The following is a 26997-nucleotide window of genomic DNA, read 5'->3' on the forward strand; positions in this document are numbered from 1 at the left end:
CTACCCTTTTGCGGTCTATGCAATCGGTCGACCCGACCAATCGGTTTATGAGCGAATGCTAAACCTTTCGTCCAACCGGCCGATACGCCAACTCAACAGCACCTTTCGCCCCGCGCGGGCCGACTCGCAGCAAATCGACCCGGCACAGGAGATCCATAATGAAGAACCTGCCCATCGGCACCCGGCTCGGCCTGGGTTTTGGCCTGCTCACCCTGTTGATCGTGCTGATCGCCGGGGCAGTCTGGACGCAGTACAGCCAGGTGCGCGACGCCCAGGCAATCAACCAGCACACCTACCTCGTGCTCGAGGAACTCGAGAGCCAGGTACTGTCCCTGGTGAACATCGAAACGGGCCAGCGGGGCTACCTCGTGACCGGCGACGAGAGCTTTCTCCAGCCCTATCACGACGGACGCGAGTCCTTCCTGCGCCGCAACGATCGGCTCGAGGAGATGACCGCGGACAACCCCAAGCAGTTGGAGCGCCTGGCCGAACTGGAAAAGCGTTACCACCACTGGATGGACAACTACATGCAACCGGCGGTCGATCTGCGCCGCGCGGCCGGCAATATCTCGCTGGAGGTGCGCCGCCAGGTCCAGGCCCTGATGGACGAGGCCAAGGCCGACATGGACGCCATGCGCGAGCTCGATCACGCCATGATCGACGAGGAGCGCGCCCTGCTCGAGGAACGCCAGGCCGCTCTGCAAACGGTCGATGCCCGCATGAAGGGCGTACTGTTCTTCGGCAGCCTGATCGGCGTGCTGATCGCCATCCTCGCCGGCCTGCTCATTACCCGCTCGGTGGTCCGCCCGATCCAGGAGGCCGTGGACATCGCCGATCACGTCGCCCAGGGCGACCTGACCATCGATCCGACCTCGGACGCGAAGGACGAGACCGGCCAGCTGATCCGGCGTCTCGGCGCCACCGTCAAGCGCCTGCGCGAGATGATGGGCGACATCTCCAACAGCTCCTCGCAACTGGCCGCGGCCACCGAGGAGATGTCGGCGGTCTCCGAGCAGACCAAGGGCGGGGCGGAGAAGCAGCGCGACGAGACCTCGCAGGTCGCCACGGCCATCACCCAGATGAGCAGCGCGGTCGAGGAGATCGCCCGGAACATGCAGAGCGTGAACGACTCGGCCACCGAGACCGACGATCGGGCACGGGCCGGCATGGAGGCGATGGACGACAACATGCGCGCCATGCAGTCGCTCGCCGACGACATGCAGCGCGCCGGCGACGTCATCCGCGACGTCAACAAGCACAGCGACTCGATCGGCTCGGTGCTCGACGTGATCGGCGGCATTGCCGAGCAGACCAACCTGCTGGCACTGAACGCCGCGATCGAGGCGGCCCGTGCGGGCGAACAGGGTCGCGGCTTTGCCGTGGTAGCCGAGGAAGTGCGCAGCCTGGCCAATCGCACCCAGGATTCGATCGGCGAGATCGAGCAGATGATCGAGAAGCTCCAGTCCGGCGTGCGCGAGGCCGTCGGCGTGATGGAGCGCAGCAGCGAGAGCGCCCGCGACACGCTCGACCGCACCGGCCACACCCAGGGCCTGCTCGACGAGATCGCCCAGTCGGTACGTCAGATCACGGATCTCTCCACCCAGGTGGCCAGCGCGGTCGAGGAGCAGACCGCCGTGACCGAGGAGATCAATCGCAACGCCGTGAACATCGACCAGGTCTCCAACGAGTCGCTCGATGCCATCGAGCAGATCAACACGGCCAGCGCCGATCTCGCCCGCCTGGCCGCGTCGCTCTCCGAGATGGTCGGCCAGTTCCGCCTCCAGCGCGGCTGAGTTTCGTCCGTCGCAATCAGCAAGGCCCCGCGTTTGGCGGGGCCTTTGTCGTTCATGTCGCGTCGACCGGGCGGGTGGTCAGAACATGGTGACCGGGTGGTAACCCTGGGCCTGCCAGCCGATCATGGCGACGAAACCGTCACCGGTCAGGTCCAGGCCGTCGAACAGCGTGTCGTTGTCGACCCCGAACACCTCGGTGGCCACCGCGCACACTTCCAGACGCACGCCGAGCTCGGCCAGCCGCGCCACCTCGGATTCGATCCGCATCAGGGTCGCCGGATCGGCCACGTCCTCGCCCGCCTCGGTGGTCAGGAACTGGACGGTCGGGCCGATGAAGACGATCACCAGGTCCGGCTCCAGGCCCTGGCGAACGAAATTGGCGTGCGTGCCGCGAATGATTTCCAGGTAGAACGCGGTCTTCTCGGCCTCGGTGAAGTCGATCTGGAAGACGCCCTTGGCCTCCTCCACCCCGGCGAGTGCCGCCGTGTCGTCGACGGGAGCGGCGGCCTGCGCCGACAAGGGCATCGCGATGGCCAGCACCACGGTGGCCATAAAGGCCGCCATGAAGGATTGGATCGTGCGCTTGATCATGGGAACACTCCGTTTCGCCTGAATGGGAACGCCGGCTGACCCGGGTAGGCAGACCAGATTACTTAGCCAGCTATCGGAGTGTAATCGGCCATGGCCGGCACTGCTCAGAGAAATCCCGCGATCAGGGCCAGCATGACGATGGCACCGAAGACGTTGTTGCGTCGAAAGGCCAGCACGCAGTCGTCGAGCTGGCGCGAGCGGGCGGTGCGCAGGATCCAGACGGCCGACACCGCGGCGACGGCCAGGCCGACGAAATAGCCGGCGGCGAGATCGACCATCGCGCCCACGGCCACCAGCCAGGCCAGCGTCCAGACATAGGAGAGCCCCACGGCCATGAGATCAAAACGACCAAACAGGATCGCCGAAGACTTCACCCCGATCTTGAGATCGTCCGGCCGGTCGGCCATGGCATACAGGGTGTCGTAGGCGAGCGTCCAGCCAATGTTCGCCAGCAGAAGCAGCCAGGCGACCGGGGCGACCTCGCCATGGTGGGCGGCAAAGGCCATCGGGATGGCCCAACCGAAGGCGAGCCCCAGGTGCACCTGGGGCAGGTGATGGAAGCGCTTGCCGAAGGGATAGGTGGCGGCCAGTATCACCGCCACCACGGACAGGGCGATGGTGGTGGCATTGAGCTGCAGCACCAGCAGGAACGAGATACCCACCAGGACGGCGAACACGCCCAGTGCCTCGCGCGAGGTGATCCGCCCGGTGGCCAGGGGGCGTCCCCTGGTGCGAGTGACGTGACCGTCGACGTGCCGATCGGCATAGTCGTTGATCGCGCAGCCGGCCGAGCGCATCGCGATCACGCCCAGGGTGAAGATCAGGAAGATGAACAGGTCGGGTTGCCCCGCGCCGGCGACCCACAGCGCCCAGTAGGTGGGCCAGAGCAGCAGGAAGATGCCCACCGGTCGATCCAAGCGGGTCAGGGCGAGGTAGGCGCGGGTTTTCTCGGCGATCAGGGACAAGGGGATACCTTAGCGGTCAGAAATCAGAGGGAAGATATCAGAACCACGCCCAAGCCTCTGCCCCTGACCTCTTCAAGCTTCCCGCTCCCGATACGCTAGAATGCCGGCCTGCAATCGCCCGATCGAACCCGAGGTTTCCGCATGATCCGCAATTTCCAGGCAAAGCTTCCGACCGTGGCCGAGGACTGCTGGGTCGACCCGACCGCGGTGGTGATCGGCGACGTGGTGCTGGACGAAGGGGTCTCGGTCTGGCCGAACGCGGTGCTGCGCGGCGATGTCCAGCAGATCCGTGCCGGGCGCCTGACCAACCTGCAGGACGGCGTGATCGTGCACGTCAACCAGCCGTCGGCCGCTCATCCGCAGGGCATGCCCTGCCGGATCGGCGAGGAGGTGACCGTGGGCCATCGTGCCATCCTGCACGCCTGCACGGTGGGCAACCGGGTGCTGGTGGGCATGGGCGCGATCGTGATGGACGACGTGGTGGTCGAGGACGAGGTGATCATCGCCGCGGGCAGCGTGGTCTCGCCCGGCAAGGTCCTGGAAAGCGGCCACCTCTACGTCGGCGCCCCGGCACGCAAGATCCGCCCGCTCAGTGACGAGGAACGCGAGCACCTGGTCGAGTCGGCGCGCTTCTACCGCGAGCTGGCGCAGGACCATCGCGCCAGCGGGTGATCGGCACGCCCACGGTACCCGGTTACTCGGCCGGCGCCTCGTTGCCCGCCGCCGGTAGCGGCTTGAGTCCCAGGATCAGTTCGCTGACGTTCTGACGGAACAGCCCGATGAACGTCCCGGTCGGGAGGTTGCTGTCGCCGAGCCACAGGCCGGTCAGCGGAGGCGCCAGGCCAACCGACTCGGGCAGCGCCGAGCCGCGCTTGTCCTCGAGCCATTGCTCGAGCGCGCCGTCGCCGACCCCGGCCACCGGGAAGACGTGCGGCGTCTGATTGCGCTCGATCAGCTCGATGGCCTTCTCGCTCTCGGCGGCGTCGGTCACGTTCAAGAGCTCGAAGTGATAGGCCTTGGCGAAGTAGGCGAACACGTCGTTGTCGGTGACCAGCACCCGCTCGCCCCGCGGGATGTCTTCCAGCAGGCCCTCGGTCTCGCGGTCAAGCGATTGCAATTCGATATTCACCCGCAGGCGATTGCCCTCGATCTCGCCGGCGACCGACTCGAGACGCTCCTTGAGCTCGATCGTCAGGTGATCGACCGCGTACTGGAGCAGCGAGGGATCGTGGTAGGTGTGCGGGTTGACGCCGTCCTCGGTCTCGATCAGGCGAAACTCCGGAATGCGATCGGTCAGCGTCACCCGGTCGGATGAGTCGCGCGCCTCGGCCGCCTCGATGAACTCGGGCATCAGACCCAGCCCCTGGTAGACCACGAGATCCGCCGACTCGATCCGCTCGCGATCGTCATCGTCGAGCTCGTACCCCAGCGGCGAGCGCTCGCCCTCGACGACCGCCTCGACCTCGACGAAACCGCGGGCGAGGTTCTCCACCAGGTTGGCGGTCATCGAGGTGTCGGTCACCACGACCAGCGTGTCGATATCCTCTTCGCCACCGGCGTATTGCAGCACCTCGTCCTGGGCGTGGGCCGCGGGGACCAGGATCACGGCGGCCAGCGACAGGGTCGCGGCGTGGGAAAGCCAACGGAAGAATGTCTGCACAACGAGCCTCGGATAGATGAATGCGTGGGGCGAGATCTGGCACGCGTGATGGTAGGAACCCGCGCCCGCCGGCGCAAGGACGTCTCGCTGCGGGCATGCTAACGTAAGGTCCCCCGACCCGAGGCGTAACCATGGCGAGCACCGCGTACGAGGATTACCTGAAAGCGATCTTCAAGCTGGCCGAGCAGTCGCCGGAGCCGGCGGTGTCCACCTCGGCGATCGCCGACCGGCTGGGCATCGCCCGCGCCTCGGTCACGGCCATGCTCAAGCGCCTGCACGCCGACGGCTTGATCCATTACGCCCGCTACCAGGGCGCGGCGCTCACCGACGCCGGCTGGACCATCGCCGTCGACATGATCCGTCGCCACCGGGTGATCGAGACCTTCCTCGCCCAGGACCTGAAATTGCCGCTGGCCGAAGTCGATGCCGAGGCGGAAATCCTCGAGCATGCCTTTTCCAGCCGCCTGATCGATCGATTGTGGGACCACCTCGGCCAGCCGGAGTTCGACCCGCACGGCGCGCCGATCCCACGCCCCGACGAGGCGCCGGTCGAACGCCGCCAGATGGTCGCGCTGGGGAGTCTCGCCATCGACGAGGGCGCCACGGTGGTGCGTCTCGCCGCCGAGAACGCCGCCGACCTGCGCCGGCTCACCCAGCTGGGAATCCTGCCCGGCCAGTTCGTCCGTCGTCGCGCCAGCCAGCCGGGCTCGGCCGACGTGGTGGTCACCATCGGTCGCCACGAGCGCCCACTGGCGGCCACCCTGGCCGAGCGGGTCTGGACCATCCGCTCGGCCAGCGAGTAGCCGCCCGACGGACTCAGTCGAGGAAGCGCTGGCGCGAGGTGAGGAAGGTGTACTCCGAGCCCTCGGTCCAGCCGGCCACGTCGCGGCGGTAGTCGGTCAGCGACTCGTAGACCCGCTTGGCGAACGCGTCGCCCTCGGTGATCTCGGCAAGCACCTCGTTGGACTTCTCGAACAGCGCTTCCATGATCTCGTCGCTGAAGTAGCGCAGCTCGACGCCGTGCTCCTCGGTGAGCGTCTTGAGCGCCCGGTTGTTGCGCGCGGTGAACTCGGAAAGCATGTCCAGCGCCGCGCTCTTGATCGCCCCCTCGACGATCTGTTGCAGGTCGGCGGGCAACGCCTCGTAGGCCTCCTGGTTGATCAGGGCCTCCATGGTCGCCGACGGCTCCTGCCAGCCCGGCGCGTAGTAATACTTGGCCGCGCGGTGGAAACCGAAGGCCAGATCGTTGAACGGGCCCACCCACTCGGCGGCATCGATGGTGCCGTCGTCGAGCGCCTGGAACAGCTCGCCGCCCGGGGTGTTGACCACCGAGACGTCCAGCCGTCGCAATACCTCGCCACCGATGCCCGGCAGGCGCATCTTCAGCCCCTTGAAGTCCTCGACCGACTCGATCGGCTTTCTAAACCAGCCACCCATCTGCGGGCCGGTGTTGCCACCCGGACGCGGGATGATGCCGTGCGGCTTGTAAAGCTCCTCCCACAGCGCGATGCCCTCGCCGTGGTAGAGCCAGCCGTTCATCTCGTCGGCGGTCAGGCCGAAGGGCATGGCGGCAAAGAAGGCCGCCGCCGGCATCTTGCCCTGCCAGTAGTAGGCCGCGCCGTGGCCCATCTCGGCCGTACCGGCCTTGACTGCATCGAACACCTCGAGTGCCGGGACGATCTCGCCGGCGCCATAGACGTCGACCACCAGCCGGCCGCCGGACATATCGGTGATGTACTTGGCGATGTTGTTCGCACCGGTGCCCAGCCCCGGGAAGTTCTTCGGCCAGGTGGTGACCATCTTCCAGCGGATCGGGTCGGCCGCGGTCGGGCCGCTCGCGGTGGCCGCACCGGCCTGTTCGCCGGTCTCGCTGTTGCAGCCGGTCAGGGCAGTGGCGGCGCCGGCGACACCGGCCCAGGTCAGAAACTCGCGGCGTTTCATGGCAGGACTCCTTAGATGGGTTCGGATGATTCAGTATTTGAAAAAACAGGAGGCGCGAGCCGGAAGCTCAAAGCCTGAAGCCGGAAGAATAGCCGCTTAAAGCTTCCCGCTTCCAGCTTCCAGCTTCACGCTCGGCTAGGCCGGCTGGAGATTCGCATACGACAGGATCAACCACTTCGCGCCGTGCTGGCCGAAGTTAACCTGCACCCGCGCCGAGGCGCCGGTGCCCTCGCAATCGAGGATGGTGCCCTCGCCGAACTTCGCATGACGCACGGTCTGGCCGATCTCGAAACCGGTCTCGTTCTGCTTGTGGGTGCGCGGGCCCGGCTCGCCCTCGGGTCGCCGGGCACCGAAGGCCGCCGCTGCACGGGTCGCCCGCGGGCGGACCTCCTCGACAAGATCCGGCGGCAGCTCGCCGAGAAAGCGCGACGGCATGGGGAAGATCTGCTTGCCGTGCAGCCGGCGCGACTCGGCGCAGGTGATGGTCAGCTGCTGTTCGGCGCGGGTGATGCCCACGTAGCAGAGCCGGCGCTCCTCCTCGAGGCGGCCGGGCTCGTCGATCGACATCTGGTGCGGGAACAGGCCCTCCTCGACCCCGACCAGGAACACCTGCGGGAACTCGAGCCCCTTGGCCGCGTGCAGCGTCATCATCTGCACGCAGTCCTCCCAGGCCGCGCCCTGCGCCTCGCCCGCCTCGAGACTCGCGTGCGCGAGGAAGGCCTCGATCTCGCTCATCTCCTCGTCGGTGTTGCGCTCCATGACGAAGCCGCGCCCGGCAGAAACCAGCTCGTCGAGGTTCTCGATCTTGGCCTCGCCGCGCTCGCGGTCGCGGTCCTTCTCGAACAGTGCGCGCAGGCCGCTCTTGTCGATGGTCTTCTCGATCCGTTCGCCCAGCTCGTCGTTGATCGTCTGCTGGTCGATCGCCTCGATCAGGGTCATGAACTGGCGCAGCGCCCCGCCGGCGCGGGCGGACAGACGATTCTCCGCCAGCAGGATCAGCGCGGCGTCCCACAGCGAGGCGCCCTGCTCGCGCGCCGCCTGGCGGATTTCATTGAGCGTCTTGTCGCCGATGCCGCGGGTCGGCCGGTTGACGATCCGATCGAAGGAGGTGTCGTCGTGGCGATTGGCCACGAGCTTCAGATAGGCGAGCGCGTCGCGAATCTCGGCGCGTTCGAAGAAGCGCAGACCACCGTAGATGCGATACGGCATCCCCTCGCGGATCAACGCCTCCTCGAGCAGACGCGACTGGGCGTTCGACCGATACAGCACCGCGCAGTCGGAACGCTGGTGGCCCTCGCGCACGGCGGTGGCGATCTGCTCGACCACGAAGTTGGCCTCGTCCTGGTCGTTGAAGGCGCGGTAGAAGCGGATCGGCGCGCCCGACTCGCCCTCGGTCCAGAGGTTCTTGCCTAGCCGGCCCTGGTTTCTCGCGATGACGCTGTTGGCCGCCTCGAGGATGGTGCGCGTCGAGCGGTAGTTCTGCTCGAGGCGGATCAGGTGCGTGTTGGGGAAGTCGCGCGAGAAGTGCTGGATGTGCTCGACCTTCGCGCCGCGCCAGCCGTAGATCGACTGGTCGTCGTCGCCCACGGCGAAGATGCCGTTGTCCTCGCCCACCAGCAATCGTGCCCAGGCGTACTGCAGGGCGTTGGTGTCCTGGAACTCGTCGATCAGCACCTGGCGGAAGCGACGCTGGTAGTGGGCCCGCAGGGCGTCGTTACCGCGCAGGAGCTCGGTGGCACGCAGCAGCAGCTCGGTGAAGTCGACCAACCCGCTGCGCTCGCAGACGCGCTCGTAGGCCTTGTAGATCACGATCACCTGGTCGCGGATCGGGTCGTCGCCCGGTGTCACGTGGCGGGCGCGCAGCCCCTCTTCCTTGAAGCCGTTGATCATCGAGGCGACCAATCGCGGCGGGAACCGGTTCTCGTCGAGTTCCGCCTCGCGGATCAGGCGCTTGACCAGCCGCAGCTGGTCGTCCGAATCGATGATCTGGAAGCCCTCGGGCAGCCCGGCCTCCTTGGCGTGCTGGCGCAGCAGACGATGCGACAGGCCGTGGAAGGTGCCCACCCACATGCCGTCGACGCCGCGCGGCCCCAGCTCCTGCCCGTCGAGCAACGAGCCCAGTCGGCCGCGCATCTCGCCGGCGGCCTTGTTGGTGAACGTCACGGCCAGCAGCGAATAGGGCGAGATGCCCTGCTCGGCGACCAGCCAGGCCATGCGGTGGGTGAGCACGCGCGTCTTGCCCGAGCCCGCGCCGGCGAGCACCAGGGTGGCCAACGAGGGGCTAGTGACCGCCTCGCGCTGGGCGGCGTTGAGTGGGTCGAGAATCGGATCTTGAGACATGGGCGCATTGTACCGGAACCGACCCGCAAACCGACCGCCCGAACGGGCGGTTCGGGCAGCCAGCCAGCATCGATCCTACGGCCCGGTATCGCCGCAGAAATACCGCTCGGTGCCCAGCCCGTCCATCGCCATGGCGATGCGCTCGATCCCCTGCCGGTAGGCGGCCGAGCGCAGGGATTCGTCCTCGGCGATCGCCCGCTCGAACACCAGATCGGCCTGCTCGCCCAGCCGCTCGGCCAGGCGTCGTTCGATCTCGTCCTCGCTCCAGTAGTCGCCCATGCGGTTCTGCACCCACTCGAGGTGACTGACGATCACCCCGCCGCTGTTGGCGAGCACGTCGGGGATGACGGTCACGTCCCGCTCGGCCAGCTTGCGGTCGGCGGCGTTGTTGATCGGGCCGTTGGCGATCTCGAGGATGGTCGGTGCACGAATCGCATCGACGTTCTTCTCGGTGATGGCGTTCTCCAGCGCCGCCAGCACCAGCACGTCGACGTCGAGGGCCAGCAGTTCCTCGTTGGTGAGCTTGTCGACCTCCACCTCCGAGCACACCGTTTCCTCACAGTAGACCTGCCCCGAAAGCTCGGAGGACTCGTGCTTGCGCTCCCAGATCGGCAGCGGGTCGAGCCCCTCCTCGCGGTAGATCGCGCCGCGCGAATCGGCGATCGCGACCACCCGGTAGCCGGCATCGTGCGCCAGCCGCGCGAAGTGGAAACCGGCGTTACCGAAGCCCTGCACCGCGATGCGCGGACGCTGGTCGGCCCGGCCGCGGCGGCGCTCCCAGATATTGAGCACCTGCAATGCGCCGCGACCGGTGGCCGCCGTGCGACCGAGCGAACCGCCATGGCCCGGCGGCTTGCCGGTGATCACGCCGCGCTGGTGGCGGCCGGCGGCCTGACGGTACTCGTCGGCCATCCATCCCATGATGGTCTCGTTGGTGTTGACGTCCGGCGCGGGGATGTCGCGGTCGGGACCGATCACGTCGAGCAGGGCGCGGATGTAGCCGCGCGACAGGCGTTCGAGCTCGAGGCGCGAGAGCTGCTTGGGATCGACGCAGATACCGCCCTTGGCACCGCCAAACGGCAGGTCGACCACGGCGCACTTCACCGCCATCCAGAAACTCAGCGCGGCGACCTCGTCGCCGGTGACGTTGGGGTGGAAGCGGATGCCGCCCTTGCCCGGCCCGCGGGTGTTGTCGTAGAGCGAACGCCAGCCGGTGAACACCTTGAGCGAACCGTCGTCCATGCGCAGCGGAATCTCCACCTCGACCACCCGGTTGGGTTGCGACAGCCGCCGCCGGGCGTCCTCCGAGATGCGCTCGTCGTCCATCAGGGGCTTGAGATGCACCAGCGCATCGGCCAGCAGTCCACCGTTTTTCGTCATCGTCATTCCTCCATCGTCACGCGACCCCTGCCCGCCAGCGGTCACCGAGGGGCCATCGCCCTGAGCGTAGCAGCGCGTGAACGAGCCGACCGACTCAATCCGACAGGAGACGGGCAAAGCCCGCGGGTGGCAATGGCGGGCTGAAGAGGTAGCCCTGGTAGGTGTCGCAGCCGTTGGCGCGCAGGAAGGCCAGTTGCGCCTCGGTCTCGACCCCCTCGGCGATCACCGACAGCCGCAGGGCGTGGCCCATGGCGAGGATGGCACCGGCGATCTCGCGGTCATCGTTGTTCTCGGCGAGATCGTCGACGAAACGCTTGTCGATCTTGAGTACGTCGATGGGGAACTGGCGCAGGTAGGCGAGCAACGAATACCCGGTGCCGAAATCGTCGATGGCCAGGTGTAGGCCCAGGCGACGCAGGGCACGCAGCACCCGCACGGACCGCTCCTGCTGGTGCATCAGCGCGCTTTCGGTCAACTCCAGTTCCAGCCGGTCGGGCGGGTAGCCGGTCTCGTCGAGCACCGCCCGGACACGCTCGACCAGCGACTCGTCGTGCAGCTGGCGCGCCGAGAGGTTCACCGCCAGCCGTGGGACGGCCAGGCCGGCATCGCGCCATTCGCGACCCTGTCGACAGGCCTCGCGCAGAACCCAGTCGCCCAACAGGCCGATCATGCCGGTCTGTTCGGCCACCGGGATGAAGGCATCCGGCGGCACCAGGCCCCGCTCGCCGTCCCGCCAGCGCACCAGCGCCTCGGCGCCGATGATCCGCCCGCTGGCGATCTCGACCTGGGGCTGGTAGTGAAGCTCGAGCTCGCCCGCCTCGATCGCCCGGCGCAGGCGGGTTTCCATCTCGATGCGGTGTCGCGCGCTGGCCGTCAGGCTGTCGTCGAAGAAGCGGAAACCGCCGCGCCCCTCGGCCTTGGCCCGGTAGACGGCGGCATCCGCCTGCTGCAGGAGGGCTTCGGGGCTGCGACCGAAATCCGGGTAGCAGGTAATGCCGATGCTCGCGCCTAGGCGCACCTCGGTGCCGTTGTCCAGCCGCCAGGGCCGACTGAGCACCTCGATGACGGTCTCGGCCAGGCCGGCCAGGTCGGTTCGGCCCAGGTTCTCGGCCAGCACGGCGAACTCGTCGCCGCCCAGGCGGGCGAGACAGCGACCCTCCAGCAGGGATTCGAGACGTTGTGCCGCCTGGCGCAACAGGGTGTCGCCCACGTGATGCCCGTAGCTGTCGTTGACGTCCCGGAACCGGTCGAGGTCGATCAGCAGCAGCCCCAACGCGGCCACGTCCGCCGAGGCGACGCGCTCGTGCAGGTGGGAAAGCAACAGCGCGCGGTTGGGCAGATCGGTGAGCGCATCGTGGCGGGCGAGGAAATCCAGACGCGCCTCGGTGGCCCGCAGGCGCGACATGTCGGTGAACAGGTGGACCACGTGGTCGTCCTCGCCGACCGGCCCGACCACCCGGCTGATCGCGCGCAGCTCGGGGAAGATCTCGCCGTTCTTGCGCCGGCTGGTCAACTCCCCCTGCCAGTGCCCGCTCGTCGCCAGCGCCGTTCGAATCGTCGACCAGGGACTGGTGACGTGCTCGGCGTCCAGCAGGGTGACCGGTTGCCCCAGCACCTCGTCCTCCGTGTAGCCGGTCAGCGACTGGAACGCCCGGTTGACCATCACGATCCGCTCGTCGGCATCGGTGATGATCACGCCCTCGAGCGTGTTTTCCAGCACCGCGGCCGCCTCGCGCTGGCGTCGCTCGCCCTCGCGCTGCTCGGTGATGTCGGTGACCACCCCCTCGATCCGCTCGACCTGACCGTGCTCGTCTCGGAAGACGTGGGTCAGATCACCGACCCAGCGCGATGTGCCATCGGCGTGCAGGATGCGGTACTCCTGGCGGTAGGCCGTCGCCCCGGCGGCGAGCCGCTCCTCGACCTCCGCGCCGATCCGAGCGAGATCATCCGGGTGGACGATGTCGGCGAAGTGGCGGCGGCCCTCGAGGAAGTCCTCGGCCGTGTAGCCCCACCGCGAGACGTTGCCGGAGACGAACGCCACCGGCCAGCCCGGCGCCAGCCGCCAGCGAAACAGCACCACGGGGCTCGCCTCGATCACCTCGTAGGCCGTCTCCAGTTCCCGCCGGGTCTCGGCCAGGCGGCGACCCCGATTGACCACCGTGCGACGGAGCCAGAACGCCACGCCCAGGGCGAGGAACAGCAACGCCCCGCCAACACCCACCAGCCACGCCACCCAGCCGGGCACCAGCACCCGTGGGCGCTCGCCCAGCCAGCGTTCGAGGATGTCGAAGTACACGGAATCGCCGTCGGCCTGCCAACTGGACAGATGCCGGTCGATCGCCGCCAGCAACTCGGGGTTGCGCCCCTCCCCGGTCGCGAAGAACAGCCGTGCCGGCTCCATGACCACCGGCGTGCGCTCGAGGGCGTACTCGTCGTGGTAGCGACTGCCGAACAGATGGTTGACCACCGCCACGTCGGCGCGTCCATCGGCGACCGCCGCGAAGGCCGCGTGGAAGTCCTCGACCACGAGCGGCTCGAAGTCGACACCGAACTCGTCGAGCAACACCTCGATCCGCGACTGCTGGATCGAGCCTTCCAGCAGCGCGATGCGCCGGTTGTCCAGATCGAGGATCGAGCGGACCTGCAGATCCGGGCGACGATAGACCTGTGACCAACTGTGCAGTGCCGGCAGGGCATGAAAGTCGAGCCGGGCCTCGCGCGCCTCGCTGATCGCCACGTCCGGCATCAGGTCGATCTGCCCCTGGGCCACGCGATCGAGGCAATCGCCCCAGGCACAGTCCTCGAAGGAGAGCGTCCAGCCCTCCGCCACGGCAATCCGCTCGATCAAGTCGACGAATATGCCGGCCGGCTGCCCCGCCTCGTCACGAAACACCTTGGGGTCGTTTTCGTAGAGGCCGACCGTCACCTCACGGGCCGACACCGCGGTGGCCAGCAAGCTCAGCGCCAGTGCCCAGGCCAGTCTCCGCATGGCCCGGCCTAAGCCTCCGTAAAACAGTCGGTTAATTCCATAACCGGATAATGGCATGTTCTCCGCCACTTCGGAACGCCTATAGCGACGCCCCGACGTGCCTGGCCCAGGGCGCGCTCGCTCATCGGCGGCAAGGATCAATAAAAACAAAAAGGGCCAACCATCGCTGGCTGGCCCTTTCGGCAGGAATTGGTGGAGGTGGCGGGAGTCGAACCCGCGTCCGCAAGCCCTACGCTCTCGGTCCTACATGCTTGTCCTGTCTATTGCTTTAACCGAGTACTACCCGACAGGCAGGGAAGATACTCGGCGAGTCCGGTTTGAGTTTTAGTGGATCCACGCCGGACGCGCTTCACCACGAGCTTGTGAGAGTCGACGCCTGGGTTCCGGACGCACAAGCACGGCTCCGGCCAGACGGCACCCTACAGGGTTTTAAGCTGCGAGTGCGTAGTTGTCGTCGTTGGCAACTATTGGTTTTGCAGTTGTTTAACGAGGAGACTACACCTCGGCATGCACCTTGAGTTTCGCGACCCACGTCGAAGCCGTATCACCCCCAGGATGTCTTGCTGGAAACTGGGGCCCCGATTGGCGTTTTCAAGGGCCCACCCGGTCGCAACCGAGCATTCGTGCTTCAAGCTTACCGAAGTTAGAGGAAGGGATAGTGGAAAAGTTCCCTACCCCGCACACCTCCCGCTCCGGGACTCTGGAGTGTAGGTCATATGCATGGCGGCGCCAAGCGAATACCCTCTTGGCGCGATCACATGGTGATAAAGTGTCTCCTGTCCGCTTTCGCAGGTCTGATGACCAGACCGACTCGCAGGAATCCAGCCATGTGCGCTGACGTAGATCTCCCCTCCATTCTGCTCGCTGCACAGCCCATCTACGATGGCGCCGATAACCTGCGCGGCGTCGAGTTGCTGTACCGCGACAACCTGCAACGCACGGTCGAACAAATCGGAGACGAGCGCGCCACCAGCCAGCTGATCGTCAATCTCTGCGCCGGGATCACCGAGCAGATCGACCATTACCAGGGACCCGCGTTCATCAACGTCTGCCGCGACTTCCTCATGTCGCGGGCATTCCTGCCGCTGGAACCCGACAGCGTGGTGATCGAGCTAGTCGAACGCATCAAGCCGACCCCGGAACTGATCGAGGCCGTCGCCGAATGGCACGCCCAGGGGTTTCGCTTCGCACTCGACGACTTCGAGTTCCATGCGGACTGGGAACCGCTGCTGCAGTACGCCTCGGTGATCAAGGTCGACGTGCTCGACCGCGACGTCGACGAAATACTGGCTCAGAAGGAGCGCCTGGGGAATCTGGACTGCCAGTGGCTGGCCGAGCGGGTGGAGGACGAGTCGACCCGCAACCGGTTCCGGGACGCGGGCTTCACCCTCTTCCAGGGGTATTTCCTAGCGCGCCCCCGCGAGGTCCTTGGCACCCAACTGAACCCGTCGGCCCTGCACATGGTCCGCGTCATCAACACCCTCTTTTCCAGGGAGCCGCAATGGGCCGAGATCGCCGAGGCCATCGCCCATGACCCCGGCCTCGCAATCAGCCTGATCCGGATCGCCAACAGCCCCCTGTATCGCTCTCGGCAAGAGATCACCTCGCTCGAGGGCGTGGTGCGGCATCTCGGCCTCAACCATTTGCGCCGGTGGGCCGCGTTGATCACGTCATTGAATGCCAGTTCGCCGGAGGCCGCGCGGCTCATACTGTGGCGGGCCCAATTCTGCCAGGAGCTGGCCGAGCACTCGCGCCGAGGGGAGGTGAAGCCCGAGCAGGCATTCCTGGTGGGGTTGCTCTCGGGGGCCGACATCCTGCTGAACGTCTCCCTGGAGCGATTGCTCGATGAACTCGAACTGGGCGAGAGCAGCCGCGCGGCGATTCTCCATCGCCGCGGCGCAGCGGGTGCCATGCTCGCCCGGGCACTGCACGTCGAGCAGACCGTGGCCCTCAAGCGGGACCTCCATCAACTGCACCCGCGCATTCTCACGCGATACCGCCAGATCGGCGACCGTGTGCAGATGCTGATCAACCAGGCCAGCTGAGCCAGCCAGGCGCTGCCCAGGAGGGCACCGCCACGAGAAGGAAGGGACATCTGCTCATGGGCATGAAGACCATCGGGGCCGAATTCCAGATCACCAAAGAAAAGGTGCGTGGCCTTCGGCTGAGGACAGTCGAAGGCCTCGACGCCCACTCCGACCTCACGCTCACCGTCATGCACAACGTACTGAAAAAGCGGCGCGACGGCTCGTCACTGACCGAGAAGGACCAAGGTCATCGTGCTTCACACCTCGGGCCGTCTCACGCCGACGCGACAGTTCCCCGCGCCGCACGCTAGCGTTAAATGCCTCACCGGGTTCCCGCCATGAACACCCTGGCCACCCCGGCGAGGGCTCTTATCCCCTTCTAGGTGTCATGCAAACGACTGACTTCCGTTTCCGCTAGCGAGCAAGAGGTTCCCAGCTGCACCCCCAATCTCGCAGGCTGATCCGAGCCGAATACGCCTGAATAACGCACTCGATCGCTAACTATGCGAGCCTATTGCCTGATCGCTCAGGCTATCTCGCACCAAGGATTCCAGGAGCGGACACAGCCAACTCAACGCGAGACGAATTCCCAGGCCGGAATGTCTCGTTCTTGATTACGCTTTAGGCGTCTCGAAACCGAGCGGAGCATATGAGAATCACAGGCTACGAAACACTTACCAGCACCGCACCGCGAGATTTGATTCGGGGATGATTCGCGTGCGCCGTTTCGGCAAACAATCTCGCCCGTTCGAATCGGAGGCCCGCCTTTCCGCCCAGCTGATTATCTGGTCGGCGGGACTCGTAATGCTGCTAGGGTGCACGGTGCTGATCGGTTGGGGCGTCGGGTCACCCGCCCTGACCAGCATCCTGCCGACCTGGAAACCGATGGTCCCCGGGACAGCCATTGGGCTTGTGCTGGCCGCCTCGCTACTGCTCCTGTCGAGTGACAGTGCGCACCCCTCCTCTACGGTTAATCATCAAATCTCGACGGCCGCGGCCTCCCTCCTCCTGATCTTGCTGGCCGGCCGGCTCATCGCACCGGACTGGATAGCAGCTACCGGCCCAGCGCTTGCGGCTGGCGCTCTACGACACCCACTCCGGCCAAATGTCGTGGATAACCACTGCCGGCCTCGGGCTCTTCCTTGTCGGCATACTCGGCCTGTCACTGTCGGGCAGACGGCTTGCCGTGGTGGCAAGCGCGACGTCAATGGCTCTCTTGCTTGCCGGCATCCTAAGCTTAGTGGCCTACGCGATCCGCGCCCCGCTCCTGTTCGAGGGCGCATGGCTGGCCAGCGGCCTGATCTGGTTCAGTGCGCCGACCGCGGTGGCATTCACCCTACTAGGCATGGGCCTGTGGGCCGCTGCCCACGCCGCACGCCCGGCCAAGGCTCGCCTGGTCGTCGAGGCAAAACAACAGGCGCGACGGATCTACGCGACCACCGCCGTGATCGTGGCTCTGTCGTCGTTGCTGGTCGGCGTGATGGGCCTCAACCACCTGCAATCCACTACGCTCCACCAGGCCGAGTCGTCGATGCAGCAGACCCTCGAGGCCAAACGATCTCACCTCGACACCCTGCTCAACAAGGCGCTGGATCAGGCGGAACTGGTCGCATCGAGTCGCCGCATCGAGGCGATGTTCGACGCAAATCGCAACACCTTCTCGCGAGCGCACACCGAACGACTCGAGGCCAATCTGGCCCGCTTGGGCATCGACGCGGCCGTGATCGAGCATAACGGCCAGCAACGCCGCGTATTCGGATCGCTGCCGCCCGACTGGGTGGCTCGGTTTCCACTTCAGCTGGACCGGCCGGCCTCCCTGATCTGGGACGGCAGCTACGCTCTGGAGACCCGAATTTCACTGCAACAGTTCGACGTCGACGAGGATGCCGGCGGTGAGCTGGTGTTGCTCCACGCCATCCCAGCAATCGAGCGCTTGGTTGAAGAGGCCAACGACTGGGGACGTACCGGGACGCTGCCAATGTGTCTGCGTCTGGATGCTCGCTTGCTCAACTGTTTTCCGCAACGTGAGCAAGATGGCATGTACGTCATTAGCGACCAGATCAATGGCGAGCCGATTCCGATGAGCCGCGCACTGGCCGGGGCAACCGACGTCGAGATTCTCACCGATTATCGCAACCGGACGGTCTTGTCCGCTTACGGCCCGGTGGGCACTACGGGGCTTGGTCTGGTATTGAAGATGGACCTGGCCGAGATACTCGCCCCGGTTCGTAACGAACTGGTCACGCTAGCCGCTTTTCTTTCAGGTCTGATCGCGCTGGCCATCCTGCTCGTCCGATTGAGAGTTCGCCCACTGGTACGGGCACTGGTGTCCAGCCATGGGCGCGAAGTACGCGCGCATCGGCGCTTTGAGGCGGCGATGGAGTCGAGCCCGGACATCTTCGTCATCTACGAGGCGATACGGGATGCCAGCGGCGCGATCCGCGACTATCGCGCGGTGTACGCCAACCGCAACGCCAAGCAGATACTCGACCGCCACCGGGACGACCCCTCGCCTCACCCCTGCGCCGAACTGGTACCAGGAGACCCGGCACTGGTCGGCAGCTACCGGCGCGTCCAGGAAGCACGCGTGCCTCGCACCGACGAATGCAGCTGGACTGACGCCCAGGGGAACGCCCACTGGTTCCAGCGCCAGGTGGTCCCGATGGCCACCGGGGTGGCCACAACTTTCCGGGACGTTAGCGAAGAACGCCGGCTAACCCATCGACTGCAGGAGTCCAACGAGCAACAGCGCGCCATCGTGGAAAGCGCCGGGTACGCCATTGTTTCCACCGATCTCGACGGCGTCATACGGACATTTAACCGGACGGCAGAACGCATGCTCTGGCACACAGCGGACGAGCTGGTCGGCAACACGCGACTTGACGTACTGCACGATCCGGCGGAACTGCGCGATCGGGCCAACCAGCTCTCGCTCGAGCTGGATGCCTCGATCCCTCCGGGCACCGATGCCCTGGTAGCCAAGGCGCTGGCCCTCGGGCGCGACGAACACGAGTGGACGCTCATCCGGCGTGACGGCTCACGGTTCCCGGCGCGGGTCGCAATAACAGCGCTTCTCGATGATCTCGGGCGCCCGCGCGGCTATCTGGCCGTGGCCAGCGACATCACGGAACAGAAGCGGGCCGACGAATACATCCGGCACATCGCGCTTCACGACGTGCTCACCGGCCTACCTAACCGGGCCTTGCTCAATGACCGTCTGGGCGTAGCGATCGAGCAAGCCCACCGGAACGGCACCCCGTTCGCCCTCGCGATGATGGACATCGACCGCTTCAAGCAGATCAACGACACGATGGGCCACCACATCGGCGACCGGATCATCCAGGGGTTTGCCGAACGCATCGGTACCTGCCTGCGCCAGACGGACACGCTTGCGCGCATGGGTGGGGACGAATTCGTCCTGTTGCTCGACGACACCGACCAGCCCGGCGCCGAACGGGTCTGTCAGCGAATCAAGGAGTCGTTGACCCATCCCATCGAGACCGAGTTGCGCGGCATCTACGTCACCTCCAGTGTCGGCATCAGCCTGTGCCCGCGCGACGGCGACGACCCACACGAACTGTTGCGTTGTGCAGACGTAGCGCTCTACTGGGTCAAGGAGCACGGGCGCAACGGCTTTGTCACCTACCGGCCGGACATGGACCAGGGCGCATCCGAGCGAATGGCCGTGGAGGCCGACCTTCGCGAGGCCCTAAAGGACGAACGGCTCGAGCTGCATTACCAACCCAAGATCGACCTTCAAACGCAGGCGGTCGTCGGCCTCGAAGCCCTTGTTCGCCTGCGCCGGGGCGACGGCAGCTTGATCCCGCCAAGTCAGTTCGTGTCCGTGGCCGAGGAGGCCGGTCTGATCGTTCCTGTCGGCCAGTGGGTACTCGAGAAGGCCTGCCGGGATCTCGTTGAGCTACGCGATATGCTGGGGGCCGACCTGTCGGTAGCGGTGAACGTCTCGCCGCGCCAGTTCGTCAACGGCGACCTGGTCGCCCAGGTGACCGCCACCCTCGAACACAGCGGCCTGCCGGCCAATCATTTAGAACTCGAACTGACCGAAGGTGTGCTGATCGACGACCGCGAGGCCGTGCATGCCGCGTTGCGACAGCTTGACGCGCTCGGCATCACGTTGTCGATCGACGATTTCGGCACGGGTTATTCCAGCCTGGGATACCTCAAGCGTTACCCAATAAGCCAACTCAAGATCGACAAATCGTTTGTGCACGATCTCGCCGTCGACAGCAGCGACGCCTCGCTGGTCGAGGCGATCATCCAGATGGCCGCCAGCCTGGGGTTGTCCGTGGTTGCCGAGGGCATCGAGACTGCCGCCCAGCTCAAGATGCTGAGCAATCAGCGCTGCCGGTTCGGCCAAGGCTTTCTAATTGCGCCTCCCATGCCCAAGGCCGAGCTGATCACTTGGATGAACGACCACCCCACCGGCCGAACCGGAGACTGACCAGACCGACCCCGACCACCACGTCTTCGCACTCGGCACCCTCGACCATGTCGACCCACCCTGGCTGGCCCTTCACACTTTGGCGCTTCAAGCGGGCAAGCCCCCGACGAGGCCGCCAGGATGCAGGTCGGCGTGGTGGGCGTGGTGCGATTGCCGGAAATCGGAATAATAAAGGCCCCGCCCGGTTCGCTCCAGGATCGCCCTTGATGGACGTCCTGGCCGACCGTCTGGCGGGGCCTTTTCTGCCTCTTTTGAGGCCTGCACGCGTGTGCATTCTGTGTGCAAAACGTGTGCAAATCGGTTGATTTCGAGTGATATCTGGTGATGGCGTCAGCCATAGGAAACGCCAGAAATCAAGGACTTGTGGTGCCGGAGAGAGGAGTCGAACCCCCGACCTTGTCATTACGAAGACGACGGGATTTGGCGAGGACGGGGGACTGAAAAAGAGGACTTCGCGCTGCCGCGTGAAATGCGCACAACGGTGACGGCGAGTTGCTCAGGCTGGACTTGGTTGAGATCAATCAATCCGCGCGCGAGGGGGATCTATCGCACCCTGATTCGGGAAGGCCTGTCAGAGGTCACGGAGGGCCACCCGCTCCCAATCGGGTTCACTCACCCGCGAAGAGGGACAACCCTCCGTCGCTCATACCGGGACACCTGCCACCCTCTCCTCGGGCACCCGGGGCAGGGTAACGATGAAGCGCGCGACCCCCTGCGCGGAGCTCGCCGTGACATCACCCCCATGCGCCCGCACGATCGCCCGAGTGATGGCAAGCCCGAGGCCAAGACCACCGGTCGAGTCCTGATACCTCGGCCTGGCGTCATCCGCACGGTAGAAACGCTCGAATACGCGCGTCAGTTCCTCCGGGAGAATCGGCTCCCCCGTGTTCTCGACCGAGACCGACACGGTCGAGTCGTGCTCGGCGATGCTTACCCCAACACGGCCGCCTTCGTCGGCATGCCGGACCGCGTTGGACAGCAGATTGCTGAATGCCCGCCGCAGCATCAGGCGATTACCCCGGACCATGGCCCGCCCCGACGTGATCAGCCGCACGCCCTCCTCCTCGGCCAAGGCATCGTAGAACTCCAGCAATTCGCTCATTTCCTCGTGCATCCGGATGTCCTGGACCGACGGCAAGGAAAGCCCGTTGTCTGCCTTCGCGAGGAACAGCATGTCGCCGATCATGCGCGACAGCCGGTCGAGCTCCTCGCTGCTCGAGGCCAGGATCTCCTGATACTCCCTCTGACTGCGGGGCTGTGACAGCGCGACCTGGGTCTGCGTGAGCAGATTGCTGACCGGCGTACGCATCTCGTGGGCGAGATCGGAAGAAAAGTTGGACAGCCGCCGGAAGGCCTCCTCGAGGCGATCGAGCATGCAGTTGAGCTCGTAGGCCAGCCCGGTCAGTTCACGCGGGGCCGCGTCCTCCGGCAGGCGGTGGTTGAGCTGCGATGCCGTGACGGACGCTGCCCGCTCCTCGATCAGCCGCAATGGCGCCAGGCCGCGGCGGGTGGCTCGCCAGCCGAGAAAGCCGCTGAGGATGGCGGCGACGGGAATGAAGGCGGAGAGCGTGCGGCTGTAACGCTCCATGAAGCGCTCGTGGTGATCGATATTGATCGCCGCGACGACGATCATGGGCTTGAAGTCGGGCAGGGCGGGCTGGACCGCCTTGACCAGTCCGCGATATCGCGACCCATTGTCCCACCACGAGAAGACTCTCGGCGTCGAGCCGTTGGCCAGGTTACGCAGCTTCTCGCCCGGGAACGCGATATCCCCCGGCGACAGGATCGGGTTGCCGTCGGCCGTCTCGACGAACACCTTCAGCTCGGGGTCGCTTCGGAACATATCCACCACGGCACTCTGCAGGGCGGTCAGCTCCTCGGCCGCCGGCGGACGTTTCAGCAGACGCTCGAGCACATTCACCTTGCTCTGAAGGATGTCGCGGTCCATCTCCACGAAGTGGCGCTCGACCGCCGTGTGCAGTACCCAGGCGAGTCCCAGCAATACGGAGGAGGACACCAGGACGAACAGCAGGGTCAGGCGGGTGGTAAGGGAGGCAGGAGGTCTCATGCGCCCCCCTCGACCTCCATGACGTAACCCATGCCACGGATGGTCCGGATCAGGCGGGTATCGAAGGGTTCGTCGATCTTGCGTCGCAGGCGACGTACGGCGACCTCGACCACGTTGGTGTCGCTGTCGAAGTTCATGTCCCAGACCTGGGACGCGATCAGCGAGCGCGGCAGCACCTCGCTCCGGCGGCGCATGAATAGTTCGAGCAGCGCGAATTCCTTGGCGGTGAGATCGATGCGCTGCCCCGCCCGGGTCGCCCGATGACCGAGCAGATCCAGCTCCAGATCGGCGACCCGCAACGTGGTCGGTTCCGGCTCGACCCGCCCGCGACGCAACAGGGTGCAAACCCGCGCCAGCAGCTCGGAGAAGGCGAACGGCTTGACCAGGTAGTCGTCCGCGCCCAGCTCGAGACCGCGGACCCGGTCCTCGACCTGGTCGCGGGCGGTCAGAAACAGCACCGGCATGTCGCGGCCACCGCGCCGCAGGGTCTCGAGGATCTGCCAGCCGTCCATGTTCGGCAACATGACGTCGAGAACAACCAGGTCGTGATGTCCGGTCAGGGCCTGATGCAGTCCCTCCACGCCATCCGTCGCCAGGTCGACGGTATAACCGGCCTCGGTCAGGCCCTGCTGCAGGTACGTGCCGGTTTTTCGTTCGTCCTCGACGATCAACACCTTCATGCCGTTCTCCCGTTCGGTCCCAAGGGCATTCTGCCACTGCGTCATGATCCCCGCTCCGGATTACCGAGTTGTAATGTCCCGGTCAGGTTCCGGACAGGCCAGCGGACTAAGGTCATTCCCAAGAGCGGGGCGAGCAGGTGCCCGCCCCGCGCGATGCTGCATTCTCTCGAACGGAGGCAAACCATGAAAGCACTCTCCAAGACCGTTCTTGCCCTGTCCATGGGACTCGCCACGACATCCTTTGCCGCCGAGACGCCCCAACCGAACATGCCCGGCGGGATGATGGGCATGGCGAACAGCACGATGCCAATGGAGCGCATGCAGGAAAACGTCGAGCGCATGCGCTCGCAACTCGACCAGGCCCAGTCCGCCCAGAACGATGAAGAGCGCCGCAAGCTCATGCAGGAGTACATGCAGACCGTTCGCGAGACCATGGGCATGGCGGACAGGGCGATGCCCATGGCGCGCATGCAGTCGAACGTCGAGCGGATGCAGTCGCAACTAGAGCGGGCCCAGTCCGCCCAGAGCGAGGCGGAACGTGACGACGTCATGCAGGAATACATGCAGACCATGCGCGAGAACATGGGCATGGCCCGGCAGATGCAAGGCGGCATGAGCCGACAGATGCGAGGGCAATCCCGGCCGGGGGCAACGGAGTACTGCGATCGCGGCCAAGGAACGATGGGTAAGGGCATGATGGGCCGCAGCCCCGGGGGCCAGGGCATGATGGGCTCGGGCATGATGCACGGCGGCTCGAATCAGGGGGCCATGGGCCCGGGCATGATGGGCCACGGCAAGGGCTCGATGGGCTCGGGCATGATGGGCTCCGGCATGATGATGGGTCCTGGGATGGGAGCGCGCTGTGCCCAGCAGGGATCGACGCCCGCGCAGTCCGGACCAATGGCCGGCGGGGCGCCTTCCCGCATCGATCGCCTAGAACGTCAGGTGCAGCAGATGCGCGAGCAGATGCAGCGCATGCAGTCGATGAACGACTGAATCGCACTCACCCAGGAAAGGACAGCCCCGCCCTCCACCGCCAATGGCCCCGGTCGTCATCGCGACCACCAGCCGGTGGAGGCGGACGTCGACATGACAGGGGCGCGAGCGTCCACACCTCCTCCGCCCCTGCGCCTACATGGAGTGCATTCAAATGAGCCCTGAACGCCTGAAAAAGCTGCTTCTCCCGCTTGCCTTCGCGCTGCCGTTCGGCGGCGCCCACGGGGCGCCCACGGTGTACATCCCCTTGGGGAGCGGCGACGAAGTCATTGCAGTGGACGCGGCCACCGACGAGATCACCGCCACCTATACGGGGCTCAAGAATCCGCACGGACTCGTGGCGACCCCGGACGGCGAGTACCTGGTGGCAGGCAGCCTCTCGGAACGGCCGCTGGCCGAAGACGAGGATGCCGAGACGCCCAACAGCAAGCTCTATCTCGTCCACCCCGTGCACGGGCACGTAATGATGACCATTCCGGTGGCCGGCTGGACCCATCACGAGGCGATCACCCCCGACGGCCGCTACGTGGTGTCCACGCACCCGACCCGCGGCGGGGTTAGCGTCGTGGACCTGCGCGACAACCAGGTGGTCGAAACCATCCAGACGGGGCCGGCGCCGAATTACACGCTGATGGCACCGAACGGGAAGACTGCCTTCGTCAGCAACAGCGGGAACGGCACCATCAGTGAAATCGACCTGTCCAACTGGACGGTCAAGCGCACGCTCCAGGGCGGCCCCTCGCCCGAGCATCTGGTGCTGTCGTCGGACGGCCAGACGATCTACGCAACCAACCCCCGTGCCGGCACGATCTCGGCCGTGTCGGTGGACTCGGGGAAGGTGACCGAATCGTTCCACATCGGTGACGGCCTGCACGGCCTGGACATCGGCGATGACGGAAAGACGCTGTTCGCCAGCGCCAGAAGCGAGGACAAGCTGGTCGCGATCAACCCGGCCACCGACGAGCGCCGGACGTTGACACTCTCCCCGGCCCCCTACCACCTCGATACCATTCACGGCACCGGCAAGGTCTACGTCTCCAGCAGCAACCGGCCGGTCATCTGGGTCGTCGATCAGACAACCATGAAGCGGGTCGGCACGATCGACCTGCCTGGGGGCGAAGCCCACCAGATGGCGGTGGTTCCCTGACGCTTCCGGATCGGCGTCCCGGGCAGGCTCGCACCGCCTGCACGAGTCGACGCACCGGCTGATCCGTCGCGGTGTGACGCGAGAGCCACCACCGGATGCGAGCAACACGATCATTGCACCAACGAGGTTCCGGCATGAGCCACCAACTGCACGCAGAGTATTTCACCGACATCCTGTGCATCTGGGCCTACGGTGCCCAGATCCGGATCGAACAGCTGCAACAGGACTTCGGCGACGAGGTCACCATCACGCCGCGCTATATCCCGCTGTTTGCCTCCACGGACGAGCGCATCGGAGAAGGATGGCGCGACCAGGGCAGCTTTATCGGCTTCGGCCGACACATCCGCGAGGTGGCGCGTGACTGGGACCATGTCGAGGTGCATCCCGATATCTGGACGGGGGATCCGCCTGCCTCGTCTACCAGTGCGCACCTGCTGATCAAGGCGGTACAGCTGCTCGAACAGAATGGCGAACTGGATCACGCGGAGACAGAGGACTCCCCTTCCGAGGCACTGGCCTGGAACCTGCGAAAGAGCTTCTTTGCAGACAACGCAAACATCGCTCGGCGCGACGAGCAGCTCTCCATTGCCACATCGATGGGCCTGCCCATCCCGGCGATCAACGACATGCTGGATTCCGGGCAGGCACACGCAGCCCTGCACGACGACATGGAGGCTCAACAGCGCTACCAGGTGGCCGGCAGTCCCACCCTGGTACTCAACGAGGGGCGGCAGCGGCTGTACGGCAACGTGGGCTACCGCATTATCGAGGCCAACGTTCGCGAACTGCTCCACAACCCCCAGTCAGGTGAGGCGAGTTGGTGCTGACACCGATGCGCCCCGCACACTCGATGCGCCGTGTCGACATGTTCGGCTGGACTTGCCTGTGGCCCGATCCCGACAACGCTGGCGGTAGTTCGCTAGCGTGGTGTCGATGATGGCCCTCCGGTCGGTTATGCCGGCCGGACAACAAGCCCACTGACGTCCACAGGGTAGCGGTCATGTCGAATCATGCACGGCACGGCATCCAGGCTCACGGTGATCATCTGCCTTCCAGCGGACCGGGGATGCTGATCTCGGCCTGGCTGACGGGCACCTACTTCTTCGTCGAGATGGGGATCGGTCTCTGGACCGGCTCCATTGCCGTGATCTCGGACGCCTTCCACACCTTCTCCGCGGTTGGTGGCGTCCTGGTCGCGATAGTCGCCGCCCGGCTCGCCCACCGTCCGGCTGACGAGGACCATAGCTTCGGCTGGTATCGGGCCGAAATCATCGGTGCGTTGGTCAACGGCGGCTTTCTGCTCGCCATGGCCTTGCTGGTGCTGGTGATGGGGGCCATGCGCCTTTCCGATCCGATCGACCTGCCGACGGGGCCGATGCTCGCCGCAGCCGCCGGCGGGCTTTTGACCGAATTCATATCGTTGGGTTTGATCTGGAAGCAGAGCCGGAGCGATCTGAACGTGAGGGGTGCGCTGTGGCACATCCTCCAGACCTTCGTGGGCAGCCTGCTCATTATCGTGACGGCGCTGGTAATCCACTTCACGGGCTTTCTCCTCATCGACCCGATCCTCGGCATGGGGTTCGGCGTGGTCCTGCTCTGGGCGAGTTGGGGCATCCTGCGAGATGCAGCCCATTTGCTGATGGAGGGCACACCGGCTGGCATTGAACTGGGCGAGGTCGTCGAGGCGCTGGTAGCGCTCGATGGGGTTGCCGACGCCCACCATGTCCATGCCTGGGCACTGACTAGCGGGCGATACGTCTTCTCCGGTCACCTGCGAACCGTCGACGGCGTGGACCCGCAGGCCGTGCTGGAGTCTGGTCAGAAGCTACTGAAAGAGCAATTCGGTTTCTTTTTCGTCACGCTCCAGGTGGAGGCGGCCGCGCTGGACGAGAGCAGCGAGGGGGCTGTCGACGTGACACCCGGGCCGGTGTCGGGCCGGGACGAGCCGTGAAAACGAC

Annotated in this window: 19 protein-coding genes and 1 other RNA gene; 10 read left to right on the forward strand and 10 right to left on the reverse strand. The window is 65.7% G+C overall.

Annotated features, from left to right (window positions below; translation table 11 throughout):
- The first annotated feature begins 158 nt into the window (after positions 1-158).
- Positions 159-1793: a methyl-accepting chemotaxis protein gene (locus FAZ79_RS03985; protein WP_136866693.1), complete on the forward strand. Its 1635-nt coding sequence runs from the start codon at positions 159-161 to the stop codon at positions 1791-1793.
- A gap of 78 nt (positions 1794-1871) precedes the next feature.
- On the opposite strand, the gene FAZ79_RS03990 is transcribed toward FAZ79_RS03985, so the two are convergent.
- Positions 1872-2384: a DsrE family protein gene (locus FAZ79_RS03990; protein WP_211238788.1), complete on the reverse strand. Its 513-nt coding sequence runs from the start codon at positions 2382-2384 to the stop codon at positions 1872-1874.
- A 104-nt stretch (positions 2385-2488) separates the two neighbouring features.
- Positions 2489-3355, reverse strand: coding sequence for a 4-hydroxybenzoate octaprenyltransferase (gene ubiA, locus FAZ79_RS03995; RefSeq protein WP_197039276.1), 867 nt, complete (start codon positions 3353-3355; stop codon positions 2489-2491).
- Positions 3356-3490: 135 nt separating this feature from the next.
- Here ubiA and FAZ79_RS04000 point away from each other — a divergent pair, with 135 nt between their 5' ends.
- Positions 3491-4021 (forward strand): gamma carbonic anhydrase family protein, encoded by a 531-nt coding sequence (locus FAZ79_RS04000; RefSeq protein WP_136866694.1) that lies wholly within the window; start codon positions 3491-3493, stop codon positions 4019-4021.
- 22 nt (positions 4022-4043) lie between these two features.
- Here the strand turns inward: FAZ79_RS04000 and FAZ79_RS04005 are convergent, their stop codons facing one another.
- The gene (locus FAZ79_RS04005) at positions 4044-5009 is read right to left on the reverse strand and encodes a zinc ABC transporter substrate-binding protein (RefSeq protein ID WP_136866695.1); all 966 of its coding nucleotides are present in this window, start codon (positions 5007-5009) and stop codon (positions 4044-4046) included.
- Between the two features lie 131 nt (positions 5010-5140).
- Here FAZ79_RS04005 and FAZ79_RS04010 point away from each other — a divergent pair, with 131 nt between their 5' ends.
- A complete protein-coding gene (locus FAZ79_RS04010) occupies positions 5141-5812 on the forward strand; it encodes a metal-dependent transcriptional regulator (protein WP_136866696.1) in 672 nt (223 codons plus the stop codon).
- A gap of 13 nt (positions 5813-5825) precedes the next feature.
- Here the strand turns inward: FAZ79_RS04010 and dctP are convergent, their stop codons facing one another.
- The 5 genes from dctP to ssrA all read right to left on the reverse strand — a co-directional run bounded on the left by dctP (position 5826) and on the right by ssrA (position 14211).
- Complete coding sequence (gene dctP / locus FAZ79_RS04015) at positions 5826-6950, reverse strand: TRAP transporter substrate-binding protein DctP (protein WP_136866697.1); 1125 nt, start codon at positions 6948-6950, stop codon at positions 5826-5828.
- A gap of 135 nt (positions 6951-7085) precedes the next feature.
- Complete coding sequence (uvrD, locus tag FAZ79_RS04020) at positions 7086-9290, reverse strand: DNA helicase II (protein WP_136866698.1); 2205 nt, start codon at positions 9288-9290, stop codon at positions 7086-7088.
- 75 nt (positions 9291-9365) lie between these two features.
- A complete protein-coding gene (locus FAZ79_RS04025; RefSeq protein WP_247709488.1) occupies positions 9366-10676 on the reverse strand; it encodes a Glu/Leu/Phe/Val dehydrogenase in 1311 nt (436 codons plus the stop codon).
- A gap of 88 nt (positions 10677-10764) precedes the next feature.
- Positions 10765-13659: an EAL domain-containing protein gene (locus tag FAZ79_RS04030; protein WP_169303564.1), complete on the reverse strand. Its 2895-nt coding sequence runs from the start codon at positions 13657-13659 to the stop codon at positions 10765-10767.
- 190 nt (positions 13660-13849) lie between these two features.
- Positions 13850-14211: a transfer-messenger RNA gene (ssrA, locus tag FAZ79_RS04035) on the reverse strand.
- 275 nt (positions 14212-14486) lie between these two features.
- On the opposite strand from ssrA, the gene FAZ79_RS04040 reads away from it, so the two are divergent.
- From FAZ79_RS04040 to FAZ79_RS04050, 3 genes are all read left to right on the forward strand, one after another.
- Positions 14487-15704, forward strand: a complete 1218-nt coding sequence (locus FAZ79_RS04040) for an HDOD domain-containing protein (protein WP_169303565.1) — start codon at positions 14487-14489, stop codon at positions 15702-15704.
- A 56-nt stretch (positions 15705-15760) separates the two neighbouring features.
- On the forward strand, positions 15761-15997 hold the full coding sequence (locus tag FAZ79_RS04045; RefSeq protein WP_136866701.1) for a hypothetical protein: 237 nt from the start codon (positions 15761-15763) through the stop codon (positions 15995-15997).
- A gap of 896 nt (positions 15998-16893) precedes the next feature.
- A complete protein-coding gene (locus tag FAZ79_RS04050; RefSeq protein WP_169303566.1) occupies positions 16894-20148 on the forward strand; it encodes an EAL domain-containing protein in 3255 nt (1084 codons plus the stop codon).
- Positions 20149-20791: 643 nt separating this feature from the next.
- Here FAZ79_RS04050 and FAZ79_RS04055 read toward each other — a convergent pair.
- Together FAZ79_RS04055 and FAZ79_RS04060 are read right to left on the reverse strand one after the other, a co-directional pair.
- Complete coding sequence (locus FAZ79_RS04055) at positions 20792-22216, reverse strand: heavy metal sensor histidine kinase (protein WP_136866703.1); 1425 nt, start codon at positions 22214-22216, stop codon at positions 20792-20794.
- Positions 22213-22896: a heavy metal response regulator transcription factor gene (locus FAZ79_RS04060; RefSeq protein WP_136866773.1), complete on the reverse strand. Its 684-nt coding sequence runs from the start codon at positions 22894-22896 to the stop codon at positions 22213-22215. The genes FAZ79_RS04055 and FAZ79_RS04060 overlap by 4 nt, the downstream gene beginning before the upstream one ends.
- Positions 22897-23079: 183 nt before the next feature.
- Here FAZ79_RS04060 and FAZ79_RS04065 point away from each other — a divergent pair, with 183 nt between their 5' ends.
- The 4 genes from FAZ79_RS04065 to FAZ79_RS04080 all read left to right on the forward strand — a co-directional run bounded on the left by FAZ79_RS04065 (position 23080) and on the right by FAZ79_RS04080 (position 26990).
- Positions 23080-23892 carry a DUF4175 domain-containing protein gene (locus tag FAZ79_RS04065; protein WP_136866704.1) on the forward strand — a complete coding sequence of 271 codons (813 nt, stop codon included), beginning with the start codon at positions 23080-23082 and terminating at the stop codon, positions 23890-23892.
- A 154-nt stretch (positions 23893-24046) separates the two neighbouring features.
- Positions 24047-25039, forward strand: a complete 993-nt coding sequence (locus FAZ79_RS04070) for a YncE family protein (protein ID WP_136866705.1) — start codon at positions 24047-24049, stop codon at positions 25037-25039.
- A 134-nt stretch (positions 25040-25173) separates the two neighbouring features.
- A complete protein-coding gene (locus FAZ79_RS04075; protein ID WP_169303567.1) occupies positions 25174-25866 on the forward strand; it encodes a DsbA family protein in 693 nt (230 codons plus the stop codon).
- Positions 25867-26039: 173 nt separating this feature from the next.
- A complete protein-coding gene (locus FAZ79_RS04080) occupies positions 26040-26990 on the forward strand; it encodes a cation diffusion facilitator family transporter (protein ID WP_136866707.1) in 951 nt (316 codons plus the stop codon).
- The last annotated feature ends 7 nt before the right edge of the window (positions 26991-26997 follow it).

Origin of the sequence: Guyparkeria sp. SB14A (assembly GCF_005096345.1) — a bacterium.
Classification (GTDB): domain Bacteria; phylum Pseudomonadota; class Gammaproteobacteria; order Halothiobacillales; family Halothiobacillaceae; genus Guyparkeria; species Guyparkeria hydrothermalis.